Below are 24,257 nucleotides of genomic sequence, written 5' to 3'. Positions count from 1 at the left end.
CGCCGCCGCAGGGCGACCGCGCCGCGCTGCTCGATCAGCTCGTCGTGCCCGCTCAGCGTGCTGAACAGTCTGCCGGGTTGCCCGGGGACGTCGTCGACCTGTCCGCGCAACCACACCAGCATCCCCTGCTGCAACAACCCCAGCGTCGCCCCACCGACCCCGTCGGTCCTGGCCCGCACCGACCCCCGGATGAGCGCCTCCACGGTGAACGCCGTCAGCTGCGTCTCCTCCGAGATCCGCAATACAGCCGGGTCGGTCACCCCGCCCGGCCCGTACTCGCTCCGAATCTGCCGAAGCGATTTGTCCTCCACCGGGGCCCCGAGTGCGTCCCCGAGCGCCCCGCCGAGCAGGCACCCGTGCACGGCGTCGAGCCAGGCCGGTGCCGCGTCGCCGCCCACGGTGGGCCGGACGGTCGGCGGCGCGGGTTCGCCGATATTCGGGCGACCGGCGGCGGTGCTGGGCGCGGTGGTGGCGAGACGGCTGGGGTCGTGGGCCGAGACGCTGGGCACCGCACGGAGGGACCCGGTCGGGGTGCGGGTGCGCAGGGCGGTGGTGAGGGCGGTGGCGAACTCGGCGCAGGTGGGGAAGCGGTGGGCCGGGTTCTTGGCCATGGCCTTGGCGAGGACGGCGTCGACGGCCGTCGGCAGCGTGTCGCGGCGGGTGCTGGCCGGTGGTGGAGGGGCGTTGAGATGGCCGAGCATGACGGTTGCCGGGTTGGGGGCGTCGTAGGGGCCGGTGCCGGTGAGCAGGCGAAAGACGGTGCAGGCCAGGGAGTATTGGTCGCCGCGGCCGTCCAGTGGCGCGCTGCTGAGCTGTTCGGGAGAGGCGTAGGCGATGGTGGCGGTGAACTGGCCGGTGCGGGTCAGGCCGCCGGTGTCGTCGAGGAGCTTGGCGATGCCGAAATCGGTGAGCAGTACCCGCTCGTCGAAGCCCGCGCCGACACCGGCCGTGCGCGAGAGCAGGATATTGGCCGGTTTCACATCTCGATGCAGAACGCCCTGGCGGTGCGCGTAGTCCAGCGCGCTCGCGGTCTGGGCCACGATCTGCGCGATCCGCTCGGTCCCGAACTCCCGCACCGGCACCGCCGCCGCGTCGAGCCCGTCGACGAACTGCATGGCGATCCAGAGCCGGTCCTCGTCCATCCCGCGGTCGTAGACGGTGATGATGTTCGGATGGTCGAGCTGGGCGACCAGGTCGGCTTCCCGCTCGAACCGGGACCGGATCTCGAAGTCGGTGAACAGATCCCGGTGCATGAGCTTGAGCGCGGTCAGCCGCGGCAGCCGCCGGTCCCGCGCCGCGTACACCGCGCCCATCCCGCCGCGCCCCAGCTCCCGCTCGATGACGAAACCGGCGAAGACCTCCCCGTGCCGCAACATCGCCTCACCCCGTTCACCGAACTCGATCGTTCGCAGCCTAGTTGGCCCCGGCCGGGAACGCTCCCGAGTCCACCGCACCGCCGTGCGCCGACGGGATCACACCGCCGGTGCGTTGGTGTCGGCCCAGCGGGTGATGTCGCCGCGATCCAGCGCGGTCGCCAGCAGATCCGGGAACTTGTCCGGGGTGCAGGCGAAAGCCGGGATGCCGAGCGCGGCCAGTGCCGCCGCGTTGTCGCGGTCGTAGGCCGGGGCGCCCTCGTCGGAGAGCGCCAGCAGCACCACCACCTGCACCCCCGCCTCCTTCATCGCGTTCATCCGGCGCAGCATCTCCTCGCGCACCCCGCCCTCGTAGAGGTCCGAGATCAGCACGAACAGGCTGTCGGTGGGCCGGGTGATCAGCGACTGCGAGTAGGCGATGGCGCGGTTGATGTCGGTGCCGCCGCCGAGCTGGGTACCGAACAGCACGTCCACCGGATCGCTGAGCTGCTCGGTGAGATCGACGATCTCGGTGTCGAACACCACCAGCGAGGTCTTCAGCGACCGCATCGAGGCCAGCACCGCCCCGAACACCGACGCGTACACCACGCTGGCCGCCATCGACCCCGATTGATCGATGGCCAGCACCACATCACGCTGGACCGCCTGCGCCTTGCGGCCGTAACCGACCAGCCGCTCGGGCACCACGGTGCGCTGTTCGGGCAGGTAGTTGGCGAGATTCTTGCGGATGGTGCGGTCGAAGTCGATATCGCGCAGCTTGGGCCGGTGCGTGCGCGCGGCCCGGTTGATCGCGCCCGACACCGCGGCCACCGTCTTGGCCGCGATGCGCCGCTCGATCTCGCGCACCACCTTCTCCACCACCATCCTGGCGGTGGCCTTGGTGGTCTCGGGCATCACCCGGTTGAGCCCGAGCAGCGTGCCAACCAGGTGCACATCGGGTTCCACCGATTCCAGCAGTTCGGGTTCGAGCAGCAGCTGGGTGAGATTCAGGCGCTGCACGGCGTCGCGCTGCATCACCTCGACCACTGTCGCCGGGAAGTAGGTGCGGATATCGCCCAGCCAGCGCGCGACCCGCGGGGCCGAACCACCCAGTCCGCCGGACCTCTTCGTCGACCCGCTCGCCTCGCCGGTGTTGTAGAGCGCGGCCAGCGCCTGATCCATCGCCTGGTCGGCACCGCCGGACAGGCCACCGAGCTGCTCCTCGGCGGCGGTGCCGAGCACGAGCCGCCAGCGGCGCGAACGGGTTTCGTCGGAATCCGTCATCCTGTGTGCTCCTGGTGGTCGTGCACGGGCGGTGCGTCGGTTGTGATCGGGTGGTCGCGGTGCCACGCGGAGACCGTCCGCAGGGCGATCATCCGGCGGCGCCCAGGATCGTGGTGGCGGCCAGGAGTGCCCGTTGTCCCCGGGCGGGGTCGACGGCGGTGGTACCCGAGGCGACCGGGGTGGTGGTGCCGGTGTCGCGCAGGGCCTGGCCGATGGCGCGGCGCTCGCCGGATTCGAACGAGCCGAAGGTGCGGCGCAGCAGCGGGAGGGTGGCGACGAACTGGTCCTCGGCGAGGCCGCGCAGCCATTCGTCGATGCGGCGCAACAACTCCCGGTCGTGCACGAGCAGCAGGCCGCGGCCGCCGAGGAAGCCGTCGATCCAGGCGGCCTTGGCGGCGGGCGTGTTGCCGACCGACAGCGCCGCGGCCAGGCGGCGCGCGGAATCGGCGTCGTCGATGCGTTCGGCGTCGCACAGCAGCCGGACCGCGCGGCCCGCGATGGCGCCGTGCACGTCGTCACGGTCGGCGATGCGCTGGAGCGTGGCGAGCCATTCGGCGGTGGCGTGCTCGTCGTCGCGGGTGCCGATCGCGGTGTGCGCGGCGTCGATCTGGGCGCGCAGGGCCTCGGCGGCGTCGGTGTCGAGGCCGGTGACCGCGCCGGGCAGGCCCGCGCAGATTCGCACCAGCAGGCCGTCGGCCACGTGCGCCAGCGCCTTGGTGTCGGTGCCGCGGACATCGCCGTAGCGCAGGGTCCGGGTGAGGCCGGGCAGCGCGGTGAGCAGGTGGGTGACGTCGTGGTCGAGCGCGGCGGCGGCCTCGAGGCGGGTGATCAGACCCTCGGTGGCACCGCCGAGATCGGCCAGCAGCGCCAGCTCGAGCGCGTCGGCCAGCGCCGCGACGGTGACGTCGTCGCGGGACGCGGTGTCGAGGATCTTGGCCTCGGACGCCGTGCGCAATGTCGTCCCCCAGACCGCGGCCTCCACGATCCTGACCTCGAACTCCGGTTCCCAGCGCAGCGACCAGGTCTCGCGGAAGGTGCCGGTGTTGCGGGTCTCGCCGACCGTCGGTGTGCCCCAGTCGATCCCGAGCAGCCGCAGCCGGTGCAGCAGATGCGAGCGCTGCACCTCGCGCTCTTTGCGCAGGTCCAGGTCGACGGTGCGGGCCAGCGGCTCCTGCTTGAGCCGCAGGGTCTTGATCCGCGCCCGCAGGTCGGCGGCCAGCGGCACGGTGGGGGTGTCCTCGGGGACGCCACCCAGGGTCTCACCGACCACGAGTTCGTCGACCACCAGCCGCAGCATGGTCTCGTCGCCGCCGCACATCACCGAACGCACGGCCTCGGTGACCTCGGACAGCCCGGCCAGCGGACGCCCGCGCAACGCGGCCAGGGTGTCGGCCAGCCGCACCGATTCGATGATGTGCGCGCTCGACACCGGCAGATCGTGGGCCCGCAGCACGCCGGCCACCTTGGTCAGCCACCGCGCCACCGGCCGCTCGGTCTCGCTGAACAGATGGTGGTACCAGCCCGGCGAGGTGACTCCCGCGCCGTAGCCCGACCCGGCGGCCAGCCGTGAATGCGTCCAGGGCACCCAGGTCAACGCGGCCTTGGTCTTCGGCAGACCCTTGAGCAGCCGCGTGTCCGGAGCCGCCGGGCCGAGTGGTCCGGTCAGCGCGGGCGCGTGCCACGCGCCGCACACCACCGCCAGCCGCCGCGCCCCACCCTTGAGCACCTGCCGCATGGTCTGGCGCATGTGCGCCTCACGTCGCAGGGTGTGCTGGTCGACGACGAGCGGAGCGAATTCCCTTGCCGCCGTGGCACTGCCCTCGTCGGGCGACGCTCCCGGGGTGCCGTCGAGCGTCTCCGGCGGTTCGACCGCCGAGGGGTCGGCGTCGGCGGCATCCGTCTCCGCGGACACCGGCGCGTCTTCGCGCAGCGCGGCCATCGCCTCGGTGATGGCGTCGAAAGCGGTACTGTCCGGGACGGATTCGACCACCGCGTCCCACCAGCGTTCGGCGTCGTCGTAGCCCGCCGCGGCCGCGAGGGTGCCCAGCGGGTCGGTGCGGTCGCCGCCGCGGTCGGCCTCGTCGGCGGCCAGGACCTGGGACGCGGGCAGGTCGCAGAAGCGGACCGGGACCGCGTGGTCGACGCCGTAGCGCATGGCCTGCCACTCCGGGGAGAACACCGCGAACGGCCAGAAGGCCGCGCGGGCAGGTGAATCCGGGACGTAGGCCAGCAGCGCGACCGGCGGGGTCATGGTGTCGGCGGCGACGAACCCGACCAGCGGATCGGCGTCGGCGGGACCCTCGATGAGGATCGTGTCCGGGCGGAACTCCTCCAGCGCCAGGCGCAGGGAGCGGGCCGAGCCGGGACCGTGGTGCCGGATGCCGAACACCCGCGTCACGGGTGTCGCCCCGGTGTCCTCGCCCGGTCCGGGAACCGTCGCGGTCGCGCCGGGCAGCGGGTTGGCGCCGTCGTCTGTCTGTTCACTCATCGAAACCCCATCGGTGCTGTGCGATCCGTCCTCCCCTGCGGTGTGCGGGTCAGCCGGCGATCTCGCGGCAGGCGCGGTAGAAGTCGGCCCAGTCGGGGCGCTCGCGGACGACGGCCTCGAGGTATTCGGTCCAGATCACCGAGTCTGCGACCGGGTCCTTGATCACCGAACCGAGCACCGCGCCCGCGATATCGGAGGCGCGCAGCACACCGTCGCCGAAGTGCGCCGACAGCGCCAGGCCGTTGGTGATCACCGAGATCGCCTCGGCGGTCGAGAGTGTGCCCGAGGGCGACTTGAGCTTGGTGCGGCCGTCGGCGGTGATGCCCGAGCGCAGTTCACGGAAGACGCGGACCACGCGGCGCACCTCCTCGGCGGCGGCGGGCACGGTCGGCAGCTCCAGTGCGGCGCCGAGCTGTTCGACCCGGCGGCTCACGATGGCCACCTCGGAGTCCTCGTCGGCGGGCAGCGGCAGGACCACGGTGTTGAAGCGGCGGCGCAGCGCCGAGGACAGATCGTTGACACCCCGGTCGCGGTCGTTGGCGGTGGCGATCACATTGAAACCCTTGGCCGCCTGCACTTCCGCGCCGAGCTCGGGCACCGGCAGCGTCTTCTCCGACAGCACAGTGATGAGCGCGTCCTGCACATCGGAGGGGATGCGGGTGAGCTCTTCGATGCGGGCGATGGCGCCGGTGCGCATGGCCGTCATCACCGGCGACGGGACCAGCGCGGCATCGCTGGGCCCCTCGGCCAGCAGGCGCGCGTAGTTCCAGCCGTAACGGATGGCCTCCTCGGCCGTGCCCGAGGTGCCCTGCACCAGCAGGGTGGACTCGCCGCTGACGGCCGCCGAGAGATGTTCCGACACCCAGGTTTTCGCGGTGCCCGGCACGCCGAGCAGCAGCAGGGCGCGATCGGTGGCCAGGGTCGCGACGGCGACCTCCATGAGCCTGCGCGGGCCGACGTACTTGGGCGTGATCACCGTGCCGTCGTCGAGGGTGCCACCCAGCACATAGGTGACCACCGCCCACGGCGAGAGCTTCCACGACGGCGGCCGGGGCCGGTCGTCGACGCGGGCCAGGGCGGCCAGTTCGTCGGCGAAGGCCTGTTCGGCGTGCGGGCGCAGCAGGGTGGTGGTGGCTTCGGCAGTGGTCATCGGAGCTCCTCGAGCATGGTCGCGCGGTCGGTGAGATCGTGGGCGAGTCGGTGGAAAGCCTGTTGCCAGGCCGGATCGTCGGTGGTGTCGGCCAGCGCGGTGATCCGGCCTGCCAGGGTGACGGGCAGATGGACGCCCGCCGCGGTGAGTACGGCGCGATCGGCGTAGACGCCTGCGTTCGCGTGGGGTTGGCGGGCGGTGGTGCGGGCCCGCTCGCCCAGCAGCCGCACCACGTGTGCCGCGACCTGCTCCGGCCACGGATGGGCGAGGCCGGGCAGGATGGCGTGCAGTTCGGTGAGCTGGTGGGCGTCCAGGTCGAGAATGTGCGCGACCCGGTCGGCGGTGTCGAGCAGCGTGAACAGCTCCCGGCGGCGCAGCACGGCCTGCTCGGTCGGTGTCGCGCGGCCGAACAGTTCGCGCGCCCAGACGCTGTCGCGGGCGGCCAGCGCGGCATCGACCCACCCGTCGACGATCGCCTTCGCGTACCGGGCGGGCAGCGGGGTCGACAGGGCGGCCGTCGCCGTCGCGGCGGTACCGGCGGTGCCGAGAATGCCGGTCCAGGCCCCGAGCGGTGTCGCGGCGATCACCTGGTGCAGGGTCTGCACCGTGGCGTCGACGGTGTCCCAGCGCAGTGTGGGCTGGTCGGTGCTGTCGGTGATGCCGTCGCGGCGGGTCTGCGCGTCGACCTCGGCGGGTACCTCGACGAGCAGCGCGCCGTCCGCGCCCACCGTCACCCAGGTCGACAGCCGCGCCGTCATCCGCGCGCCGAACGCCGAACCCGGCAGCCGCGCCAGCAGCCCGGCCGCCGTGCGCCGTACATCCCCGCGCCGATCGTCGAGCGCCCGCTCGAGCAGCGGCTCGTCGGCGGGACCGAGCCCGGTCTTCAGCAGCCCGAGCAGCTCGGCCTTGACCGGCCCGGACTCCTTGGTCCACGCGGCGTCGAGCACCGCGAGGGCCGCGGCGGCGTCCGAACCGCGCAGCTCCCGGAACCAGTCCTTGCGTTCGCCCGCGGTCCCGAACAGCCAGATGTCGTGCCCGGCCGGGAGGGTGCCGGTGGTGGCCTCGTCGCCGGTGGTTCCCGAGTCCGGCTGTGCGGCAGGCGCGGGTTCGCCCGAGGCCACGGTGCCGAGGGCGGGCTCGGCCGATTCGAGCACGCCGCGGTCGATGGGGAATTCGTCGGCGAGCTTGGCCCAGGCGGGGTTGCGGGCGGCCAGCCAGCGGCCCCGCCTGCCCGCCAGCCGCAGCAGCCTGCCGCGCGAGGTCGTATCGGCGGCCGCGGCCGACAGCGCCTGCACGCACAGCACATCGGGCAGCCGGAAGTCGAAAGGTTCCGCGGCGGCGAACCATTCGGGCAGGAACGGCGACTTGTCGGCGAGCAGGCGGCTGAGCCGGGCGGCGGCCTGGCGTGGCAGCACGGGACGCGGATCGTCCACGGCGGGAGCGGGTCTGGGTGCGGTGCCGGGCAGGCGGCCCGCGCGCAGGTAGAGGTCCTGGAGAGCGGCGGTGTCGAGCAGGCGCGTCGCGGGTTCGCCGGCGCGCTGGGGGACAGCGGTGGTCACCGCGGAGTCCAGCGTGATGCCGTCGACACCGCGCCGGGCGGTGCCCATCAGCGCCACCGAGACCAGTTCGGCCAGTTCGGGAGTCGTGGTGGTGACGGTGGGGAACTCGGTCTCCAGGTCGGTGATCTGGCCGACGGCCAGCACCGAGATCGGATCGAATCCGTTGGCACCCCACTCGCCGGTCACCGTCACCGGATGACCGCCCGCCACCGCGACCAACCGCCATGGATGCACGCCGGCGGGCAGCGGCAGCGCCACCCCGTCGGCGTCGACGAGCTGCCAGCCGCGCTCGTCGAGCACGGGGACCACGTCGGCCAGGACGGCGGGCAGGCCCCGCAGCCACGGGTCGGCGCCCAGCGCGGCGGCGTAGGCGTCGAGCGCGTCGTCGATGCCGGTGCCGCCGACGGCGGGCACGGTGGTGAACGGTTCCGGCGCGCCGTGCCGGGTGCCCCACTGCGCGCGCAGCGGCACGGGACCGGGGTAGTAGTGCAGATCGGCGTCGACCTCGCTGCCCGGCGCGGGCACCTCACCGGTGAAGTTCGGGGTGCCGAAGGAGTGCTCCACCAGCACGGCCCAGCGACCGCTGGAGCGTCCACGCAGCCAGGTGCGGCGCGTGTGCAGGCGTTGCTCCTCGCTGACCCGCATCCCCAGCACCGACCAGCGGTCGCGCACCGCGGGCTCGGCCAGCACCGACTCGGCCTGCACCGGATAGCCGACCTGGGTGCGCACGCCCGCCCGCAGCGGTTCGGGCAGCGCGTCCAGCGAGCGATGCGCCTGCACCAGCAGATGCAGGCGGGCGTACTCGCGCAGCAGCACCTCGGGCCAGTGTTCGGTGGTGACCACCGCGGCGGGCAGCCTGCGCAGGGCCTCGGCGATGCGCGGCGCCTGCGCGTCCACCATGCGGGCCGCGATGGCCTCGTAGGCCGCGAACGAGCGGTCGGCCTGGGCCAGGCCCGTGCGGATCTGATCGGTGAGCCACACGTCGAGCTCGGTGAGGCCCGCCGACACCCGGGCGCGCCGTTGCTCGGCGGTTGCCTCCGACGGAACCTTCGCGGCCTTGGGTGCGGCGGGCGCGGCGGCCTTCGCCGCCCGGCCCGCCAGCCACTGCGCCGCGAAATCCGCCGGGTCCGCCGCCGCGGGCACCGCGCCGCCGGCCCAGGTGAGCAGCAGCGACAGGGCGTGCTTGCAGGGGAACTTGCGGCTCGGGCACGAGCACTTGTACGCGGGACCGGCCAGATCGACGATCGTCTGGTACGGCTTGGAGCCGCTGCCCTGGCACAGCCCCCACACCGCGTTCGACGCGGTGCCGGTCTCGCGCCAGCGACCCGCCAGCTTGCGGGCGGCAGTCAGCGAGCTCGCGTCGGGTGCCAGCGCACGGACCTGATCCTCGGTCCACGGCGTCTGCGCTTCGGTCATCGGTTCCCCCGTTCTGTGTCGCCGAAATATCTACCGCAGCACACCGACAACTTTCGGTCCGAGCACGGAAACCGCTGGAAAACGTTGGTGCGATGGCAGATTCGCGCGACCGCACTTGCCATGAACAGCAATGTCTGGCATTCTGACCTGTTCGGCTCGCCCGGACCACCCGCTCCGCTCGAGGGAGCGTATCGCGGGTGTGAGCACCTCATCGAGCTGCCCGCCGGGGTGGGCGAGGGGTGGACATCGAGGGCCCGCCGCGGCTCCGCGATGGCCATTCCACTCCCGCGGGCAGATTCGCTGGGGCCCAAGGCATCCCCTGGGCGAACGCCCGGCGATCGGGTAGCGTTCCGGGCAGGGTCACGGCGCCCGGGCAACCTGGTCGCCGCGTTGCGCGCGGGCGCGAAGGGGGTTGTCGGTAGTGTGCTCCGATCGGATCGCCGAGGTGGTCGCGCGCGAGCTCGCCGCCGATCCGGCTGTGGAGGACCGGGTCGCCGAATGCGTGCTCGCCGCGCTCACCGAGCTCGACGGTGAACAGCCCGCCGGGGAGGCGGGCGACACCGGCGTGTTCCTGCGCGCGATCACGGTGCACGGCTTCCGCGGCATCGGGCCCACGGCCACCCTGCGGCTGAATCCCGGCCCGGGTCTCACCCTGGTGGTCGGCCGCAACGGCAGCGGCAAGTCCAGCTTCGCCGAGGCCGCCGAATTCGCGCTGACCGGGGGAAATCGCCGCTGGGACGGGCGGTCCACGGCCTGGCGTGAGGGCTGGCGCAACCTGCACGAACCCGATCTGGCCCGGATCGAGGTGGATCTGCTCACCGCGGGTGACGAACCCGACCGCACCATCGCGACGTACTGGGCGCCCGGCACCGACCTGTCCGACGCGCGCTGGACCGAACGCCGGGGCGAGGCCGCGCCGCGGCCGATCGACCCGCGCGCGCGGCGCAGGCATCTCGAGCTGTACCGCCCGTTCCTGTCCTACAGCGAGCTCGGCGCCCTGGTCGACGGCAAACCGAGCGACCTGTTCGACGCGCTGCACCGCCTGCTCGGCCTCGACGACCTGGCCGCGGCCGCCGAACGCATCCGCCTGCGCAAACTCGAACTCGAACGCGCCGTGAAGGATTCGCGGCAGTCCCGCGCCGACCTGCTCGCCGAGCTCGCCGAGGTCGACGACGACCGCGCCCGCCGCGTCGCCGAACTCCTGCGCGCCCCCGACCCCGACCTCGACGCGGTGGCCGCCGAGGTCAGCGGCCCGGCACTGGGTGCCGACGAGCTGCGCGCGCTGTTGCGGCCGACCCTGCCCGACCCGGCCCTGGTCGCCGCCACCACCGATCGCCTCGCCGAGGCGGGCGCCGATCTGGCCCGGCACGCCACCACCGACGCCGAAGCCGACCTGCGCGTCCTGGACCTGCTCACCCGTGCCCGCGCCCACGCCACCGCGACCGGCACCTGCCCCTGCCCGGTCTGCGGCCGCGGCGATCTCGACACCGCCTGGCTCACCGCCGCCGACGCCGAAATCGCCCACCGCCGCGAGCAACTCACCGCCCTGCGCGCGGCCCGCGCCGAATTCGACACCGCCCTCACCGCCACCCGGGCCCTCCCGACCCCGGTCCCACCGGAACTGGCCATCACCGCGCCGACCACAGACCACGCAGACGTGGTGCGGCGCAGGTGGGCGGCATGGGCCGCGCTCGCGACGGCGGACCCCGGGGACGACTTCGCCGAACGGGTGCGTGACACCTTCACCGCGCTCGCCGCGGAGCTGGCCGCACTGCACGAGCAGGCGCGCGGCGAGCTCGAGCGGCTCGATGCGGTGTGGTCGCCGCTGGTGCCGCGGATTCTCGCGTGGCTCGATCCCGCGCGGGCGGTCTCGGCCGACGCGGGGGAGTTGCGGGTGGTGAAGAAGGCGGCCGAGTGGCTCAAGTCGGCGACGGCGACCATTCGCGGGGAGCGGATGCGGCCGTTGGAGAGCACCGCGCGGTGGGTGTGGAGCACGCTGCGCCAGCAGAGCAATGTGGAGCTGGGCGCGATCCGGTTGCAGGGCAGCGCGGGGACGGCACGGCGGGTACTGCTGGACGTGACCGTCGACGAGGTGGACGGCGCGGCGCTGGGCGTGATGAGTCAGGGGGAGCTGCACGCGCTGGGGCTCTCGCTGTTCCTGCCGCGGGCGACGGTGGCGCACAGTCCTTTCCGCTTCGTCATGATCGACGACCCGGTACAGGCGATGGACCCCGCCAAGGTCGACGGGCTCGCGCGGGTGCTCGCCGAGGTGGCCGTGGCCCGGCAGGTGGTGGTGTTCACCCACGACGAGCGGCTGGCCGAGGCGGTGCGGCGCATGCAACTCGACGCCACGGTGCTCGAGGTGCAGCGCCGCGACCGCTCACTGGTGGAGGTGCGGGTCACCGGTGACCCGGTGCGCCGCTATCTCGACGACGCCCGCTCGCTGGTGCGCACACCCCAGTTGCCGCCCGCCATCGCCGACGAACTGGTCGCCACCTGCTGCCGTTCGGCGATCGAGGCGGCCGGGCTGGCCAAGGCCCGCCACGAACTGCTCGCCCGCGGCCTCGACCACGCCGAGGTGGAACGCCGCGTGCGCAACGCGCACACCACCCGCGCCATGATCACCCTGGCCATCATGGGCCCCGGCGCCCGCGTCGACGATCTCAACAAGCACCTCAGCGCGGTCGGTGGCCGCTGGCTGGTCGGTGTCCTGCGCGACGCGACAGCGGGCGCGCACGTGCCGATCGACCGTCCGATGCGCGAATTGATCAGCGACACCGAACGTTTCATCACCTGGCTGCGCGCCCACGAACCGACCCTCACCCGCTCGTGAATCGGCGGGGCAGGCCCGCACGGGCGAAGTTCACGCGGCGGCCTTCGGTGGAAGAGCGGCTCGACGCGGCCGAGCACCTGCTGACGGGGGCGGTGCCGGACGCGGGCGGGGTGTGGTCGCGTGCGGTGGCGTGGATTCTGCGGCTGGCGCTCGAGCAGGCGGTCGACGAGTTGTGGGCGCAGATCGCCCCGGAACTCATGCGCTGCCCGATGCGCGCACAGTTGCTCGCGCTGCGCGTCTACGCCGGACCCGAGACCGCCGGACAGGTCGGCGCGCTGTGGGCGGCCCTGTCGCGCGCGGCCCACCACCTCGACTACGAGATGGCGCCCGGTGTCACCGACCTGAGCCGCTGGCGCGAGCAGACCGCCGCCCTGGCCGCCGCCCTCGCGCTCGTCCCGCTGGCACACCAGCCGTTCGGCTGAGGCCGGTCGGCCGCCGCCGTCGCGGTCCGGCAGGATGAGCGCCGTGGCTGATCCGAAACCGTGTCCGTGCCGTCGCGGCGAACCGTTCGACCTGTGCTGTGGGCCGATCCTGGCCGGTGAGCGGGCGGCCCCGACGGCCGAGACGCTGATGCGCTCGCGCTACACCGCCTTCGTGGTCGGCGACGTGGACTACCTGCTGCGGACCTGGCATCCGAACACCCGGCCCGCCACCCTGGAACTCGACGCGGGGCAGCGCTGGCTGTTCCTCGAGGTCGTCCGGACCGAGCGGGGCGGGCCCTTCGACGACAACGGCACCGTCGAGTTCATCGCCCACTACCGGCTCGACGGGGCGCGTGAATCCCTGCACGAGGTGAGCACGTTCGTCCGGGTCGACGGTGCCTGGGTGTACCTGGACGGCACGTTCCAGAGCTGACGCGGGGGATACTGCACCCATGCCCCGGATCGCGATCGAATACTGCACCCAATGCCGCTGGCTGTTGCGCGCGAGCTGGATGGCGCAGGAACTGCTGAGCACCTTCGCCACCGACCTCGGTGAAGTCGCGCTGATCCCCGGCGAGGGCGGGATCTTCCGCATCACCCTCGACGGCGAACAGCTGTGGGAACGCAAGGCCGACGGCGGTTTTCCCGAGATCGCCGTCCTCAAGCAGCGCGTGCGCGACCGCATCGCCCCCGACCGCGATCTCGGCCACAGCGACCGCCGCGACTGACCACGGGCCTCAGCGGCACCGGAAGCTGTAGTTCGGCATCGGCCCAGTGTAGGCACCGCCCGGGTTGGGATCACCGTGCGCTGAAGCCTTCGCCGCGACCGCCGCGCTCCGTACCGTGATCGGTCACGAGTGACGGCGAGGTGTGGCACATGACGAACAGCAGTGCGGGGGCGGTCTTACAGGCGGTGCTCGCACTGGGGTCGGCGCCGCGCAGCATCGTGGCCAAACGGGCCGGAGTGTCCCCGGCGACGGTGACCTGCCAGAGCCGCGCGCTGCTCGAGGCCGGTCTGCTGGTGGAACTGCCGGAGACCGCTGGACCCGGCGGTGTGGGGCGCCCGCACAGCCCGATCGCGCTCGACAGCGCGGGCAATGTGGTGCTGGCGGTGCACATCGCGGCCGCGCAGAGCACCGTCGCGGTGGTCGACATCGCGGGCACCGTGCTGCACACCGAACAGCTCCCGCACCGCACGCTGGCCCCCTACGACATCCTCGACACCGCCATCGAGCGGGTCAGGGCCGTGGCCGATGGCCTCGACGACAGCAGGCGCATCCGTGGTCTCGGCGTGGCGATCGGTGGCCGCGTCGACACCACCACCGGCTCGGTCATCGACCACTCCTACCTGCGCTGGCGCGACATCCCGGTGCGCGAGTACTTCGCCGCCCGGACCGGTCTGCCGGTGAGCGTGGACAGCCACACCCGCGCGCTCATGCACGCCGAGCAGCTCTACGGTCATCTGCGCGAGACGGCCAGTTCGATCGTGCTGTTCGTGGGCAATGTCATCGACGCCGCCTTCGCCGTGCACGGCCGGGTGCACTACGGCCCGCACTCCGGGGCCGGGTCGGTGGCCCGGTTGCTCAGTGCGACAGCCGATCCCGCCACCGATCTGGCCGACCTGGGCGACCAGGCCCTGCTGATCAAGGCGGGTGGGCAGCACGCCACGGTCCCCGAACTGGTCGCGGCCGCCGCCGCGGGCGGACCCGAACGCGCCTGCTTCCTCGAACGCGCCGCGGCCATGGGCGCGGTCGCGGCGGCCCTGATCGACCTGCTCGACCCGGAGGCACTGGTCCTGGTGGATCGCGGCTTCGGGCTGATACCGGGCCTGCGCGAGGCCTACGACGACGCGGTGCGCGCGCATTCGGTGATCGGGGCCGACCCGGCCGAGGTGATCGTCGAATCGGCTTTTCCCGGGCGGGTGCTGGTGATGTCGGCCGCCGGCGTGGTGCTGCACGAGCTGTTCGGTGACCCGCTGGGGACGGTCGCCGCGCAGGCGGTTTGATTCGTGGTTATTTTAAGGCGGTCGAATATTGACCGGAATGGGCCCGGAAAGCGACAGTTGTCGGCATGAACGAAATGCACACCGGCGACGTCCGGGAAATTCCGGGTTCGCGGTGTTGTCGCGGTTCGAATTCTTATCGCACCATTCCATCGATTCGATCCGAGAAATCATCATGCGCAAAACCATTCGACGAATAGCTCTGCTCGCCGCGGCCACCTCGCTGCTGGCGGTGTCCTGCGCGACCGGCGAGGAAGACGACTCCGCGCTCACCGCCCCGCTGCCCACCGCCGTTCCGCCCGGTGTCTCGCTGACCATCGCGGCCAACAACGCGCGCGTCGCGCTGGAGGCCTCCGGCGAGCTGGGCAAGCTGCCGTTCACCGTGTCGTCGTGGCCCGCGGTCTCCGCCGGACCCGATGTGATCCAGGCTTTCCGCGGCGGGTCGGTCGACCTGGCCACGAACGCGGGCATCCCGCCGATCCACGCCCACGCCACGGGTTTCGACGCCAAGATCGTCGGCGTCAAGGTGCGCACGACCCCGCTGTACAAGCTGGCCACCGCGCCCGGTTCCGGCATCAGCACCCTCGCCGACCTGCGCGGCAAGAAGATCGCCTTCTCGCCCGGCCAGGCGCAGGGCCTGGTGGTGCTGCGCACGCTCAAGGCCGCGGGCATCCGCACCGACGAGGTGCAGCTGGTGGAGATCACCGGCCCGAAGTTCCTCACCGCGCTGCAGGCCAAGGAGATCGACGTCGCCCCGCTGAGCGAGCCGACCATCACCAAGTACCTCGACAAGTACGCCTCCGAGGGCGCGACCGCGGTCGCCACCCCGGCGGTCGACGCGCTGAGCGTGCTGTGGGCGCCCACCTCGGTGCTGCGCGACGAGAGCAAGGTCGCGGCCGTCGCCGAATTCGTGAAATTCTGGGCGCGCGGCGAAGTATGGGCCTGGGAACATCCCGACGAATGGATCGACGCGTACTACGTGAAGGACCAGTCGGTGTCGGTGGCCGACGGCAAACGCATTCTGACCACGGTGGAAAAGCCGTATTTCCCGGAGAAATGGGACGAGGCGATCGCCTGGGAACAGGAAACGATCGAGCTGGTGACGAGCGCCGGATTCTTCGGTAAGTCGTTCGACGCCGAGCAGCTGTTCGACCGGCGCTTCGAGAAGATCGCCTACGACGCGGTGTCGGCGCCGTACCGCAACAAGGGGGCGTGATGACCATCGCCCTGCCCCGGGCCGCCGCGCCGGGCGTCGCGCCCGCCGACGACGGCTTCGTCGAACGCCGCACCCTGCGCAGGCTGGGTCTGCGCAAGGCCGTGCCCGCCGCCCGCCTGCTCGGCGTGGCGCTGATCCTCGCCGCCTGGGCCGGTGGCGCCCTGTTCGGGCTGATCGACCCGCGCAAACTCTCCGCCCCGTGGACGGTGCTGCAGACCGGCTGGGACCTCACGGTGAACGGCCCGCTGCTGGCCAATCTCGGTGTCTCGCTGCAACGCGCCATGCTCGGCCTGGTCATCGGCGTGCTCATCGGCACCACCCTCGCGGTGATCGCCGGGTTGTCGCGGTTCGGTGAGTCGATCATCGACGGCCCGGTGCAGATCAAGCGGGCCATCCCGACCCTGGGCCTGATCCCGCTGATGATCCTGTGGCTGGGCATCGGCGAGCAGTTCAAGGTCGTGCTCATCACCCTCGGCGTGATCGTGCACATGTACATCCAGACCCACGCCTCGCTCACCACGATCGACCAGAAACTGGTGGAACTGTCCGAGGTGCAGGGGGTTTCGCGGGCGGAGTTCATCCGCAGCGTGGTGATCCCCGGCTCGCTGCCCGGCTTCTTCCTGGGCCTGCGGCTCTCGGTGACCAGCGCGTGGCTGGTGCTGATCGTGGTCGAGACGGTCAACGCGACCGACGGCCTCGGCAAGATGATGACCAACGCCCAGAACTATGGACAGGCCGACGTGATCCTGGTCGGCCTGGTGGTCTACGGCGTCTTCGGCCTGGTCTCGGACTCGGCGATCCGGCTGCTGGAACGAAAGGTGCTGTCATGGCGACGCACGATCGCGGGGTGAACGCGACCAAGGTCGCCGGGGTGGCCGTACGCGGGCTGACCCGCCGCTTCGGTGAGCGCACGGTGCTCGACTCGATCGACCTGACCATCCCGGCGGGCCAGTTCGTGGCCCTGCTCGGGCGCAGCGGGTCGGGCAAGAGCACGCTGCTGCGGGCCCTGGCCGGACTCGACTACGACGTCGACGGCAGCGGCACGCTGCGCGTCCCGGCGAAAACCTCGGTGGTGTTCCAGGATTCGCGGCTGCTGCCCTGGCAGCGGGTACTGCCCAATGTGCTCTACGGGCAGCCGCGCACCCGGCGCACCGCCGCCGAACAGGTGCTGGCCGAGGTCGGGCTGGCCGGGCGCGAACGGGCCTGGCCCAGCGAACTGTCCGGCGGTGAGCAGCAGCGGGTCTCGCTGGCGCGCTCGCTGGTCGGCGAGCCCGACCTGCTGCTGGCCGACGAACCCTTCGGCGCGCTCGACGCGCTGACCCGCATCAAGATGCACGCGCTGCTGCGCGATCTGATCGCCCGGCACCGGCCGACCGTGCTGCTGGTCACCCACGATGTCGACGAGGCGGTCGCGCTGGCCGACCGGGTGATCGTGCTCGACGAGGGGAAGTTGTCGGTGGACACCCTCGTCGACCTGCCCGGCGGCCGCGATGCGAGCCTGCCCGCCTTCCAGCGCGTCCGGCGCACCCTGCTCACCGCGCTCGGTGTCGCCGACGACGTCATCCTCGAACCCGCCACCGTCGCCTGATCCGGCGACGACGCGGCCCGAAAGGCAAACCCATGTCCGAGAAACACCTGCACCTCAACGCGTTCCTGATGTCGGTCGGTCATCACGAGGCGGCCTGGCGGCTGCCCGAGAGCGACCCGCACGCGCACACCGACATCGACTACTACGTCAAGCTCGCGCAGACCGCCGAGCGCGGCAAACTCGATTCGATCTTCTTCGCCGACAGCCCCGTGCTGATGGGTGATCCGGGCCGCAGGCCCAGCGGCAAGCTCGAGCCCACGGTGATCCTGACGGCGGTGGCCGTGCAGACCAGCCGGATCGGCCTCATCGCCACCGCGTCCACCAGCTACAACGACCCCTACAACCTGGCCCGCCGGTTCTCCTCGGTGGACTGGGCCAGCAACGGCCGGGCCGGCTGGAACATCGTCACCACCGCGGGCGGGGACGCCGCGCGCAACTTCGGCCTCGACGACACCCCCGAACACAAGCTGCGCTACGAGAAGGCCGCGGAGTTCGTCGAGGTCGCCACCAAGCTGTGGGACAGCTGGGACGACGACGCCGTGCTCGCCGACAAGGAACTCGGCATCCACACCGACGCCTCCAAGGTGCGCAAGATCCTGCACCACGGCGAGCACTTCCGCGTCGACGGCCCACTGAACGTGCCGCGCTCCCCGCAGGGCTATCCGCTGCTGGTGCAGGCGGGTTCCTCGGAGGACGGCAAGGAGTTCGCCGCCCGCTACGCCGAGGCGGTGTTCACCGCGCAGCAGACCCTCGAGGACGCCAAGGCGTTCTACACCGACCTCAAGGCGCGCACCGTCGCGGCGGGTCGCGATCCGGAGACGATCAAGATCCTGCCCGGCATCGTGCCGATCATCGGTGACACCGAGGAGGAGGCCAAGGCGCTCGATGCCGAACTGGCTCGGCTGATCTCGCCGGAATACGCGCGCAAGCAGCTCGCCGACCGGTTCAAACTGCCCATCGACGAGCTCGATCTCGACAGCGAACTGCCCGAGGACCTGCCCACCGAGGACGACATCGAGGGCGCCAAGAGCCGCTTCACCCTCATCGTGAATCTGGCCCGGCGCGAACGGCTCACGCTGCGCGAGCTGATCGCGCGCCTGGGCGGCGGCCGTGGCCACCGCACCTTCGCGGGCACCGCGGTGCAGGTCGCCGACGCCATCGAGGACTGGTTCCGCCAGGGCGCGGCCGACGGGTTCAACATCATGCCCGCCGTACTGCCCTCGGGGCTGGAACGTTTCGTCGACGAGGTGGTCCCGATCCTGCAGGAGCGCGGCCTGTTCCGCACCGAGTACACCGAGACCACCCTGCGCGGCCACTACGGCCTCGCCCGGCCCGCCAACCAATTCGACACCGCGGACGCGCTCGTGGCCGCCCGATGAGATCGGATTGGATCCGCTACCTGGTCGCGCGCTGTCTCGAGCACCGGCGGCTGGTGATCGTCAGCTACGCCGGTGCGCTGGCGGCGGCGCTGCTCACCGCGGCGCTGCCGCTGGTGGTGCGCCATGTGGTCGACACCCTCAGCGCCACCGCCGCCTCGGTGGCGCCGTGGGTGGTGGTGCTGCTGGTGCTCGGCGGGGCGCGGTTCGCGGCGTCCTACGCGCGGCGGGTGGCGTCCTCGGAACTCTCGCTCGGGGTGCAGCACGACCTGCGCCGTGACCTGTTCGCGGCGCTGCTGCGCCTCGACGGGCGCGAGCAGGCCCAGCTGCGCACCGGGCAGGTGGTGAGCCGGGCGATCACCGATGTGACGCTGATCCAGATGTTCCTGCAGCTCATCCCGATGATCGCGGGCAATGTGGCGCTGCTGGCCGCGGTGCTGGTGCTGATGACGGTGATGTCACCGGCGTTGACGGTGATCGCGCTGCTGGTGCTGCCGGTGCTGTGGATCGTCACCCGGCGCAGTCAGCGTCAGCTGTTCCCGGCCAACTGGGACGCCCAGGCCCGCGCGGCCGAGGTGGCCATGCGGGTCGAGGCCGCGGTCGCGGGCGTGCGGGTGGTGAAAGGCTTCGGGCAGGAACGCTACGAACTCGACCAGCTCGGTGACAGCGCGCGCACGCTGTACCGGTCGCGGTTGCGGGTGGCCCGGATCACCAGCCGGTTCACCCCGCTCGTGCAGGCGATCCCGGCGGCCGGGCAGGCGCTGGTCCTGATCGTCGGCGGGCTGCTCGCGCTGCGCCAGTCCATCACGCTGGGCACCTTCCTCGCGTTCATGACCTACCTGAGCGCGTTCGTGGGCCCGGTGCGGCAGTTCTCGATGCTGCTCACCGTGAGTCAGCAGGGCAAGGCGTCACTGGACCGGGTGCGCGAGGTGATCGAGTCGCCCGCCACCGGCACACCGCCCGTGGGTGACCGGAGCGAGCCGGACGACACCGTGACCGCCGCGCCGCCGTCGATCGAATTCGACGCGGTCACCTTCGGTTTCGACGACACCCCCATCCTCGACCGGCTCGACCTGCGGATCGGGTCCGGCGAGACCGTCGCCATCGCGGGCGGCGCGGGCAGCGGCAAGACCATCCTGGTCTCCCTGCTGCCCGCCCTGCTCGACCCGGACTCCGGCGCGGTGCGTTTCGACGGCGTCGACCTGCGCGAGCTGCCCGATCCACGGGCCCAGGTGGCGATGGTCTTCGAGGACACCCACCTGATGGCCGACTCGATCCGCGCCAATGTCGCCTACGGCAGGCCCGAGGCCACCGACGAGCAGGTCCGGCACGCGCTGTATCTGGCCGCGGCCGACGAGTTCGTCGCCGCCCTGCCCGACGGGCTCGACACCACCATCGGCGAACGCGGGCAACGGCTCTCGGGCGGGCAGCGCCAGCGCATCGCCCTGGCCCGCGCCCTGCTCACCGACGCGCCGGTGCTGGTGCTCGACGACGCCACCTCCGCCATCGACGCCCAGGTCGAGGAACTGATCTACCAGCGCATCGGCGCCGAACTGCGCCAGCGCACCACCATCGTGGTGGCGCACCGCATCTCGACGCTCGCGCTGGCCGACCGGGTGGCCGTCCTCGACGGCGGCCGGGTCGCCGAACTGGGCACCCTGCGCGAACTGCAACACTCCGGTGAGTTGTTCCGTGCGCTGTTCACCCCGCCCGAGGTGGTCGGGATCGGTGCCGATCCGCAGCGTGACACCGCCCGCGTGGCGACCGAGGAACTGTGGGTGGCCCCGGAGGTCGACCAGGACGACGAGCGCACCATGGAACACCTGGCCAAGGCGTTCGCCCGTCGCTCCGCGGGTGCGCCCGCCGGGCCCGGTGGTGGTGCGGGCGGCGGCATGATGGCCAGTGCGCCGCCCAGCGGTGACATCGTCGCCCTGCTCGACAAGCTCCCGCCGGTGTCCGGCGAACCGGAGGTCGACGAGTCGTTCTCGCACACCCCCGACACCGCCTTCTCGCTGTCGCGGCTGCTGCGCCCGTTCACCTGGCCGCTGCTGGCCGGGCTGGGGCTGGTCGGTCTGGACGCCGTCGCCCAGGTGCTGATCCCGTTCCTGGTGCGCTACGGCATCGACCACGGGGTGCTGGCCGGGGCGCGCGATGTGGTGCTGGGGGCGGCGGCGCTGGCGATCGTGGTGGTGGTGATCGACTGGGCGATCAGTGTGGCCCAGGTGCGCGTCACCGGGCGGGCGGGTGAGCGGCTGCTCTACGGGTTGCGCGTGAAGACCTTCGCCCACCTGCAACGCCTGGGCCTGCAGTACTACGAGCGCGAGCTCGGCGGCCGGATCATGACCAGGATGACCACCGATGTCGACGGCCTGTCGGCCTTCCTGCAGACCGGCCTGGCCACCGCGCTGACCAGCACCGTCACCATCGCCGGCGTGGTCACCGCGCTGCTGGTGATCGACGCCGGGCTGGCGGTGGTGGTGCTGGTGCTGCTGCCGGTGCTCGCGGTGGCGACGGTGGCCTTCCGGCGGGCCTCGGTGCCCGCCTACAACCTGGCCAGGGAGCGGGTCAGCGCGGTCAACGCCTACCTGCAGGAGAACGTCGACAACATCACCGTCACCCAGGCGTTCCGCCGTGAGGCGGTCAACCAGACCGAGTTCGAGCGCCGGTCCTGGGCCTATCGCACGGCGCGGCTGCGCTCGCAGGTGCTGATGGCGGTGTTCTTCCCGTGCATCGAACTGATGTCGGTGATCGCCACCGCCGCGGTGCTCGCCGTGGGCGTGCACCAGGTGCGTGAGGACCTGCTCACCGCGGGCACGCTCATCGCCTTCCTGCTCTACATCGAGCTGCTGTTCGCCCCGATCCAGCAGCTCTCGCAGGTCTTCGACAGCTACCAGCAGGCGGTGGTCGGCGTCGACCGCATCGGCGAACTGCTGCGCACCCCCGTCGACACCCCGGAGGCCGACGATCCGCTGCCGGTGACCCGCCTCGACGGCGCGGTCGAACTGCGGTCGGTGAGCTTCGGCTACGCCGCGCGGACCAAGACCGTGCTCGACGGACTCGACCTGCGCATCGAGCCCGGTCAGAAGGTCGCGCTGGTCGGGGAGACGGGAGCGGGCAAGTCGACGCTGGTCAAGCTGCTCGCGCGGTTCTACGACCCGACCGAGGGCGCGGTGCTCGTCGACGGGGTCGACATCCGGCGGTTCCGGCTGCGCGAGTTCCGCAAACGGCTCGGCGTGGTGCCGCAGGAACCGTTCCTCTTCGGTGACACCGTGCGCGAGGCCATCGCCTACGGGCGTCCGGAGGCTGAACCCGCCGAGATCGAGTGGGCCGCGCGGGCCGTCGGCGCGCACGAGATGATCGCCGCGCTCGAACACGGCTACTACCAGCCCATCGGCGCGCACGGGCGCAGCCTGTCGGCGGGGCAGCGCCAGCTGCTCGCGCTGGCCAGGGCCCAGCTCGTCGACCCGGACATCCTCATCCTGGACGAGGCGACCGCGTCGCTGGACCTGGCGACCGAGGCCAGGGTGCGTGCCGCCGTCGACGTGCTGACCACCGGCCGCACCACCATCGTGGTGGCGCACCGGCTGGCCACCGCGGCCGACGCCGACCTGATCGCGGTGGTCGGGTCGGGGGCGCTGGTGCAGGTGGGCACCCATGCCGAACTGCTGGCGACGGACGGCCCGTATCGGCGATTGTGGGCCGCCTACGTCGGCGACGAACCGCAGCGCATTTCCAGCTAACCGGCGTGGGGTCGGCTGCCGTCCGGAGGGGGTGCTCCGGGCGGCAGCCGGTTTTCCGGTCGTGGGGGCCGGAAAACGTCGGTCGGCCGGTTTCACCGGTGTTGCGTGGAGTAACAGTTACCTGCGGGAATGCCGCGTTGCGGGCGCATTCGGGTCCCGCGCACGTACGCTCGTAGTGAGTCACCAGGTGCTGTGACCCGCGGAGCTAATACCCAGGCACCCCGTGCGGTCGCACCGGCTAGGAGGTGTGCGATGAGCATTCAGCCCGAGATCGAGCCCGAGGTGCGGGCACCCGAGGCCGAACCGGTGGCGCGCACACAGGACGGAATCGTCCGCGGGATCTGGGACGGGCCGGTCGCGGTGTGGCGCAGCATCCCCTACGCCGCCCCACCCGCCGGACCACACCGCTTCGCCCCGCCCCGCCCGCCCGAGCCCTGGGACGGCGTGCGCGACTGCGCGGTCTTCGGCGAGATCGCACCGCAGGCCATGGGCGCGATGGTGCCGGTGGACTCCGACCTGCGGATGGGCGAGGACTGCCTGTGGGTCAACGTCTGGTCGCCGCGCCCCGAACCCAGCGACGACGAACCCCGCCCGGTGATGGTGTGGTTGCACGGTGGCGCCTACTGCCTTGGCACCGCCGCGCAGACCATCTACGACGGCCGCAAGCTCGCCGAGGCGGGCGAGGTGGTCGTGGTGTCGGTCAACTACCGGCTGGGCGTGTTCGGGTTCCTCGACCTGTCCTGCTTCGGCGAGGAGTTCACCCCGAATCTCGGCCTGCGCGATCAGCTCGCCGCGCTGGCCTGGGTCCGCGACAACATCGCCGCCTTCGGGGGCGACCCGGGCAATGTGACCGTCTTCGGTGAGTCCTCCGGTGCGGGTTGTGTGACCGCGCTGCTCACCTCGCCCGCCGCGTCCGGGCTGTTCCACCAGGCGATCGCCCAGAGTCCGCCCGCCACCACGGTGTTCGGGCAGGAGCGCGCGGCCGTGGTCGCCCAGCGCTATCTCGAGCTGCTCGAACTCGGCGCGGGGCAAGCGGGGCAGCTGCTGGAACTGCCGGTCGAACGGCTCGTCGAGATCGGGGCCGTGCTGCTGGACGAGGTGCCCACCCGGGAACCGGGCAGGCTGGCGGCCGCGCCGGTGGTCGACGGGGATCTGCTGCCCGGGTATCCGATCGACCGCTTCCAGCAGGGACGTTCGCATCGGGTGCCGCTGCTGATCGGCACCAATCGCGACGAGGCCTCGCTGTTCCGGGTGCTGCGTTCACCGATCATGCCGGTGACACCCGACGCGGTGAACGCCATGCTGCGCGATGTGGCCGCCTCGCATCCGGAGATGTCACCGGAGCGGATCGCCGAGATCACCTCCGCCTACCCGCATCTGGCGAAGACCAGGGGCGCGCTGGCCATGTCGACCGACGCGGCGTTCCGGATGCCCGCGGCCTGGGTGGCCGAGGCGCACGCCCAGCACTCACCGACCTGGATGTACCGCTTCGACTACGCCACCCCGATGCTCAAGGCGGCCCGCGTCGGCGCGGGCCACGCCACCGAATTGCCCTATGTCTTCGGCAATTTCGGCACCCTCAACCACGACCCGACCTTCTGGCTCGGCGGCCGCAAAGCCTCCGTCGCCGTCTCGGGCCGCATGCAACGCCGCTGGCTGGCCTTCGCCGAACACGGCGTCCCCGCCGCCCTCGACGGCTCCAAACACTGGCCGCACTACCGCCCCGCCGCCCGCACCACCCTGCTCATCGACACCATCGACCGCGTAGTCGACAACCCCGACGCCGACCTGCACTCGGCCTGGGGAGACCAGGCGGTCGGCTTCAGCTGAC

At 71.9% G+C, this 24,257-nt stretch carries 16 protein-coding genes; 11 read left to right on the top strand and 5 right to left on the bottom strand.

The features are described 5' to 3' along the window. From ACWEMY_RS23880 to ACWEMY_RS23860, 5 genes are all read right to left on the bottom strand, one after another. The coding region (locus ACWEMY_RS23880) for a protein kinase domain-containing protein (RefSeq protein WP_452391811.1) at positions 1 to 1,376 on the bottom strand (1,376 nt) is incomplete at its 3' end. A gap of 96 nt (positions 1,377 to 1,472) precedes the next feature. Next, positions 1,473 to 2,636 carry a VWA domain-containing protein gene (locus tag ACWEMY_RS23875; protein WP_452391810.1) on the bottom strand — a complete coding sequence of 388 codons (1,164 nt, stop codon included), beginning with the start codon at positions 2,634 to 2,636 and terminating at the stop codon, positions 1,473 to 1,475. Positions 2,637 to 2,724: 88 nt separating this feature from the next. Further along, a complete protein-coding gene (locus ACWEMY_RS23870; protein ID WP_452391809.1) occupies positions 2,725 to 5,124 on the bottom strand; it encodes a DUF5682 family protein in 2,400 nt (799 codons plus the stop codon). A 49-nt stretch (positions 5,125 to 5,173) separates the two neighbouring features. Then, a complete protein-coding gene (locus ACWEMY_RS23865; RefSeq protein WP_375929744.1) occupies positions 5,174 to 6,274 on the bottom strand; it encodes an ATP-binding protein in 1,101 nt (366 codons plus the stop codon). Beyond that, positions 6,271 to 9,249, bottom strand: coding sequence for a DUF5691 domain-containing protein (locus ACWEMY_RS23860; RefSeq protein WP_452391808.1), 2,979 nt, complete (start codon positions 9,247 to 9,249; stop codon positions 6,271 to 6,273). Before ACWEMY_RS23860 ends, ACWEMY_RS23865 begins: the two co-directional genes overlap by 4 nt. Positions 9,250 to 9,670: 421 nt before the next feature. On the opposite strand from ACWEMY_RS23860, the gene ACWEMY_RS23855 reads away from it, so the two are divergent. The 11 genes from ACWEMY_RS23855 to ACWEMY_RS23805 all read left to right on the top strand — a co-directional run bounded on the left by ACWEMY_RS23855 (position 9,671) and on the right by ACWEMY_RS23805 (position 24,256). Next, positions 9,671 to 12,082, top strand: coding sequence for an AAA family ATPase (locus tag ACWEMY_RS23855; protein ID WP_452391807.1), 2,412 nt, complete (start codon positions 9,671 to 9,673; stop codon positions 12,080 to 12,082). A gap of 47 nt (positions 12,083 to 12,129) precedes the next feature. Beyond that, positions 12,130 to 12,504, top strand: a complete 375-nt coding sequence (locus tag ACWEMY_RS23850) for a hypothetical protein (protein WP_452391806.1) — start codon at positions 12,130 to 12,132, stop codon at positions 12,502 to 12,504. Positions 12,505 to 12,538: 34 nt separating this feature from the next. Next, a complete protein-coding gene (locus tag ACWEMY_RS23845) occupies positions 12,539 to 12,937 on the top strand; it encodes a YchJ family protein (protein WP_375929740.1) in 399 nt (132 codons plus the stop codon). A 19-nt stretch (positions 12,938 to 12,956) separates the two neighbouring features. Then, complete coding sequence (locus tag ACWEMY_RS23840; protein ID WP_375929739.1) at positions 12,957 to 13,232, top strand: SelT/SelW/SelH family protein; 276 nt, start codon at positions 12,957 to 12,959, stop codon at positions 13,230 to 13,232. Between the two features lie 149 nt (positions 13,233 to 13,381). Continuing rightward, on the top strand, positions 13,382 to 14,509 hold the full coding sequence (locus ACWEMY_RS23835) for an ROK family protein (protein ID WP_452391805.1): 1,128 nt from the start codon (positions 13,382 to 13,384) through the stop codon (positions 14,507 to 14,509). Between the two features lie 172 nt (positions 14,510 to 14,681). Next, positions 14,682 to 15,722 carry an ABC transporter substrate-binding protein gene (locus ACWEMY_RS23830; RefSeq protein ID WP_452391804.1) on the top strand — a complete coding sequence of 347 codons (1,041 nt, stop codon included), beginning with the start codon at positions 14,682 to 14,684 and terminating at the stop codon, positions 15,720 to 15,722. Then, the gene (locus ACWEMY_RS23825) at positions 15,722 to 16,573 is read left to right on the top strand and encodes an ABC transporter permease (RefSeq protein ID WP_375929735.1); all 852 of its coding nucleotides are present in this window, start codon (positions 15,722 to 15,724) and stop codon (positions 16,571 to 16,573) included. The genes ACWEMY_RS23830 and ACWEMY_RS23825 overlap by 1 nt, the downstream gene beginning before the upstream one ends. Continuing rightward, a complete protein-coding gene (locus tag ACWEMY_RS23820; RefSeq protein ID WP_375929734.1) occupies positions 16,549 to 17,310 on the top strand; it encodes an ABC transporter ATP-binding protein in 762 nt (253 codons plus the stop codon). Before ACWEMY_RS23825 ends, ACWEMY_RS23820 begins: the two co-directional genes overlap by 25 nt. Positions 17,311 to 17,342: 32 nt before the next feature. Then, entirely contained in the window at positions 17,343 to 18,689 is a 1,347-nt protein-coding gene (locus ACWEMY_RS23815; RefSeq protein WP_375929733.1) for an LLM class flavin-dependent oxidoreductase, read from the top strand. Continuing rightward, entirely contained in the window at positions 18,686 to 22,426 is a 3,741-nt protein-coding gene (locus ACWEMY_RS23810; protein ID WP_452391803.1) for an ABC transporter ATP-binding protein, read from the top strand. Before ACWEMY_RS23815 ends, ACWEMY_RS23810 begins: the two co-directional genes overlap by 4 nt. 252 nt (positions 22,427 to 22,678) lie before the next feature. Further along, complete coding sequence (locus tag ACWEMY_RS23805) at positions 22,679 to 24,256, top strand: carboxylesterase/lipase family protein (RefSeq protein WP_452391802.1); 1,578 nt, start codon at positions 22,679 to 22,681, stop codon at positions 24,254 to 24,256. Position 24,257: the final 1 nt, after the last annotated feature.

The sequence above is a fragment of the Nocardia sp. NPDC004415 genome (assembly GCF_053602435.1).
Note: the sequence above shows the minus strand (reverse complement) of the source record. Positions and strands in the feature narration are given on the sequence as shown.

Coding starts and splice junctions, on each gene's coding strand:
- ACWEMY_RS23845 (WP_375929740.1), top strand. CDS start 12,539: ATGAGCGCCGTGGCTGATCCGAAACCGTGTCCGTGCCGTCGCGGCGAA.
- ACWEMY_RS23860 (WP_452391808.1), bottom strand. CDS start 9,249: ATGACCGAAGCGCAGACGCCGTGGACCGAGGATCAGGTCCGTGCGCTG.
- ACWEMY_RS23810 (WP_452391803.1), top strand. CDS start 18,686: ATGAGATCGGATTGGATCCGCTACCTGGTCGCGCGCTGTCTCGAGCAC.
- ACWEMY_RS23870 (WP_452391809.1), bottom strand. CDS start 5,124: ATGAGTGAACAGACAGACGACGGCGCCAACCCGCTGCCCGGCGCGACC.
- ACWEMY_RS23805 (WP_452391802.1), top strand. CDS start 22,679: ATGAGCATTCAGCCCGAGATCGAGCCCGAGGTGCGGGCACCCGAGGCC.
- ACWEMY_RS23815 (WP_375929733.1), top strand. CDS start 17,343: ATGTCCGAGAAACACCTGCACCTCAACGCGTTCCTGATGTCGGTCGGT.
- ACWEMY_RS23830 (WP_452391804.1), top strand. CDS start 14,682: ATGCGCAAAACCATTCGACGAATAGCTCTGCTCGCCGCGGCCACCTCG.
- ACWEMY_RS23875 (WP_452391810.1), bottom strand. CDS start 2,636: ATGACGGATTCCGACGAAACCCGTTCGCGCCGCTGGCGGCTCGTGCTC.
- ACWEMY_RS23840 (WP_375929739.1), top strand. CDS start 12,957: ATGCCCCGGATCGCGATCGAATACTGCACCCAATGCCGCTGGCTGTTG.
- ACWEMY_RS23825 (WP_375929735.1), top strand. CDS start 15,722: ATGACCATCGCCCTGCCCCGGGCCGCCGCGCCGGGCGTCGCGCCCGCC.
- ACWEMY_RS23820 (WP_375929734.1), top strand. CDS start 16,549: ATGGCGACGCACGATCGCGGGGTGAACGCGACCAAGGTCGCCGGGGTG.
- ACWEMY_RS23835 (WP_452391805.1), top strand. CDS start 13,382: ATGACGAACAGCAGTGCGGGGGCGGTCTTACAGGCGGTGCTCGCACTG.
- ACWEMY_RS23865 (WP_375929744.1), bottom strand. CDS start 6,274: ATGACCACTGCCGAAGCCACCACCACCCTGCTGCGCCCGCACGCCGAA.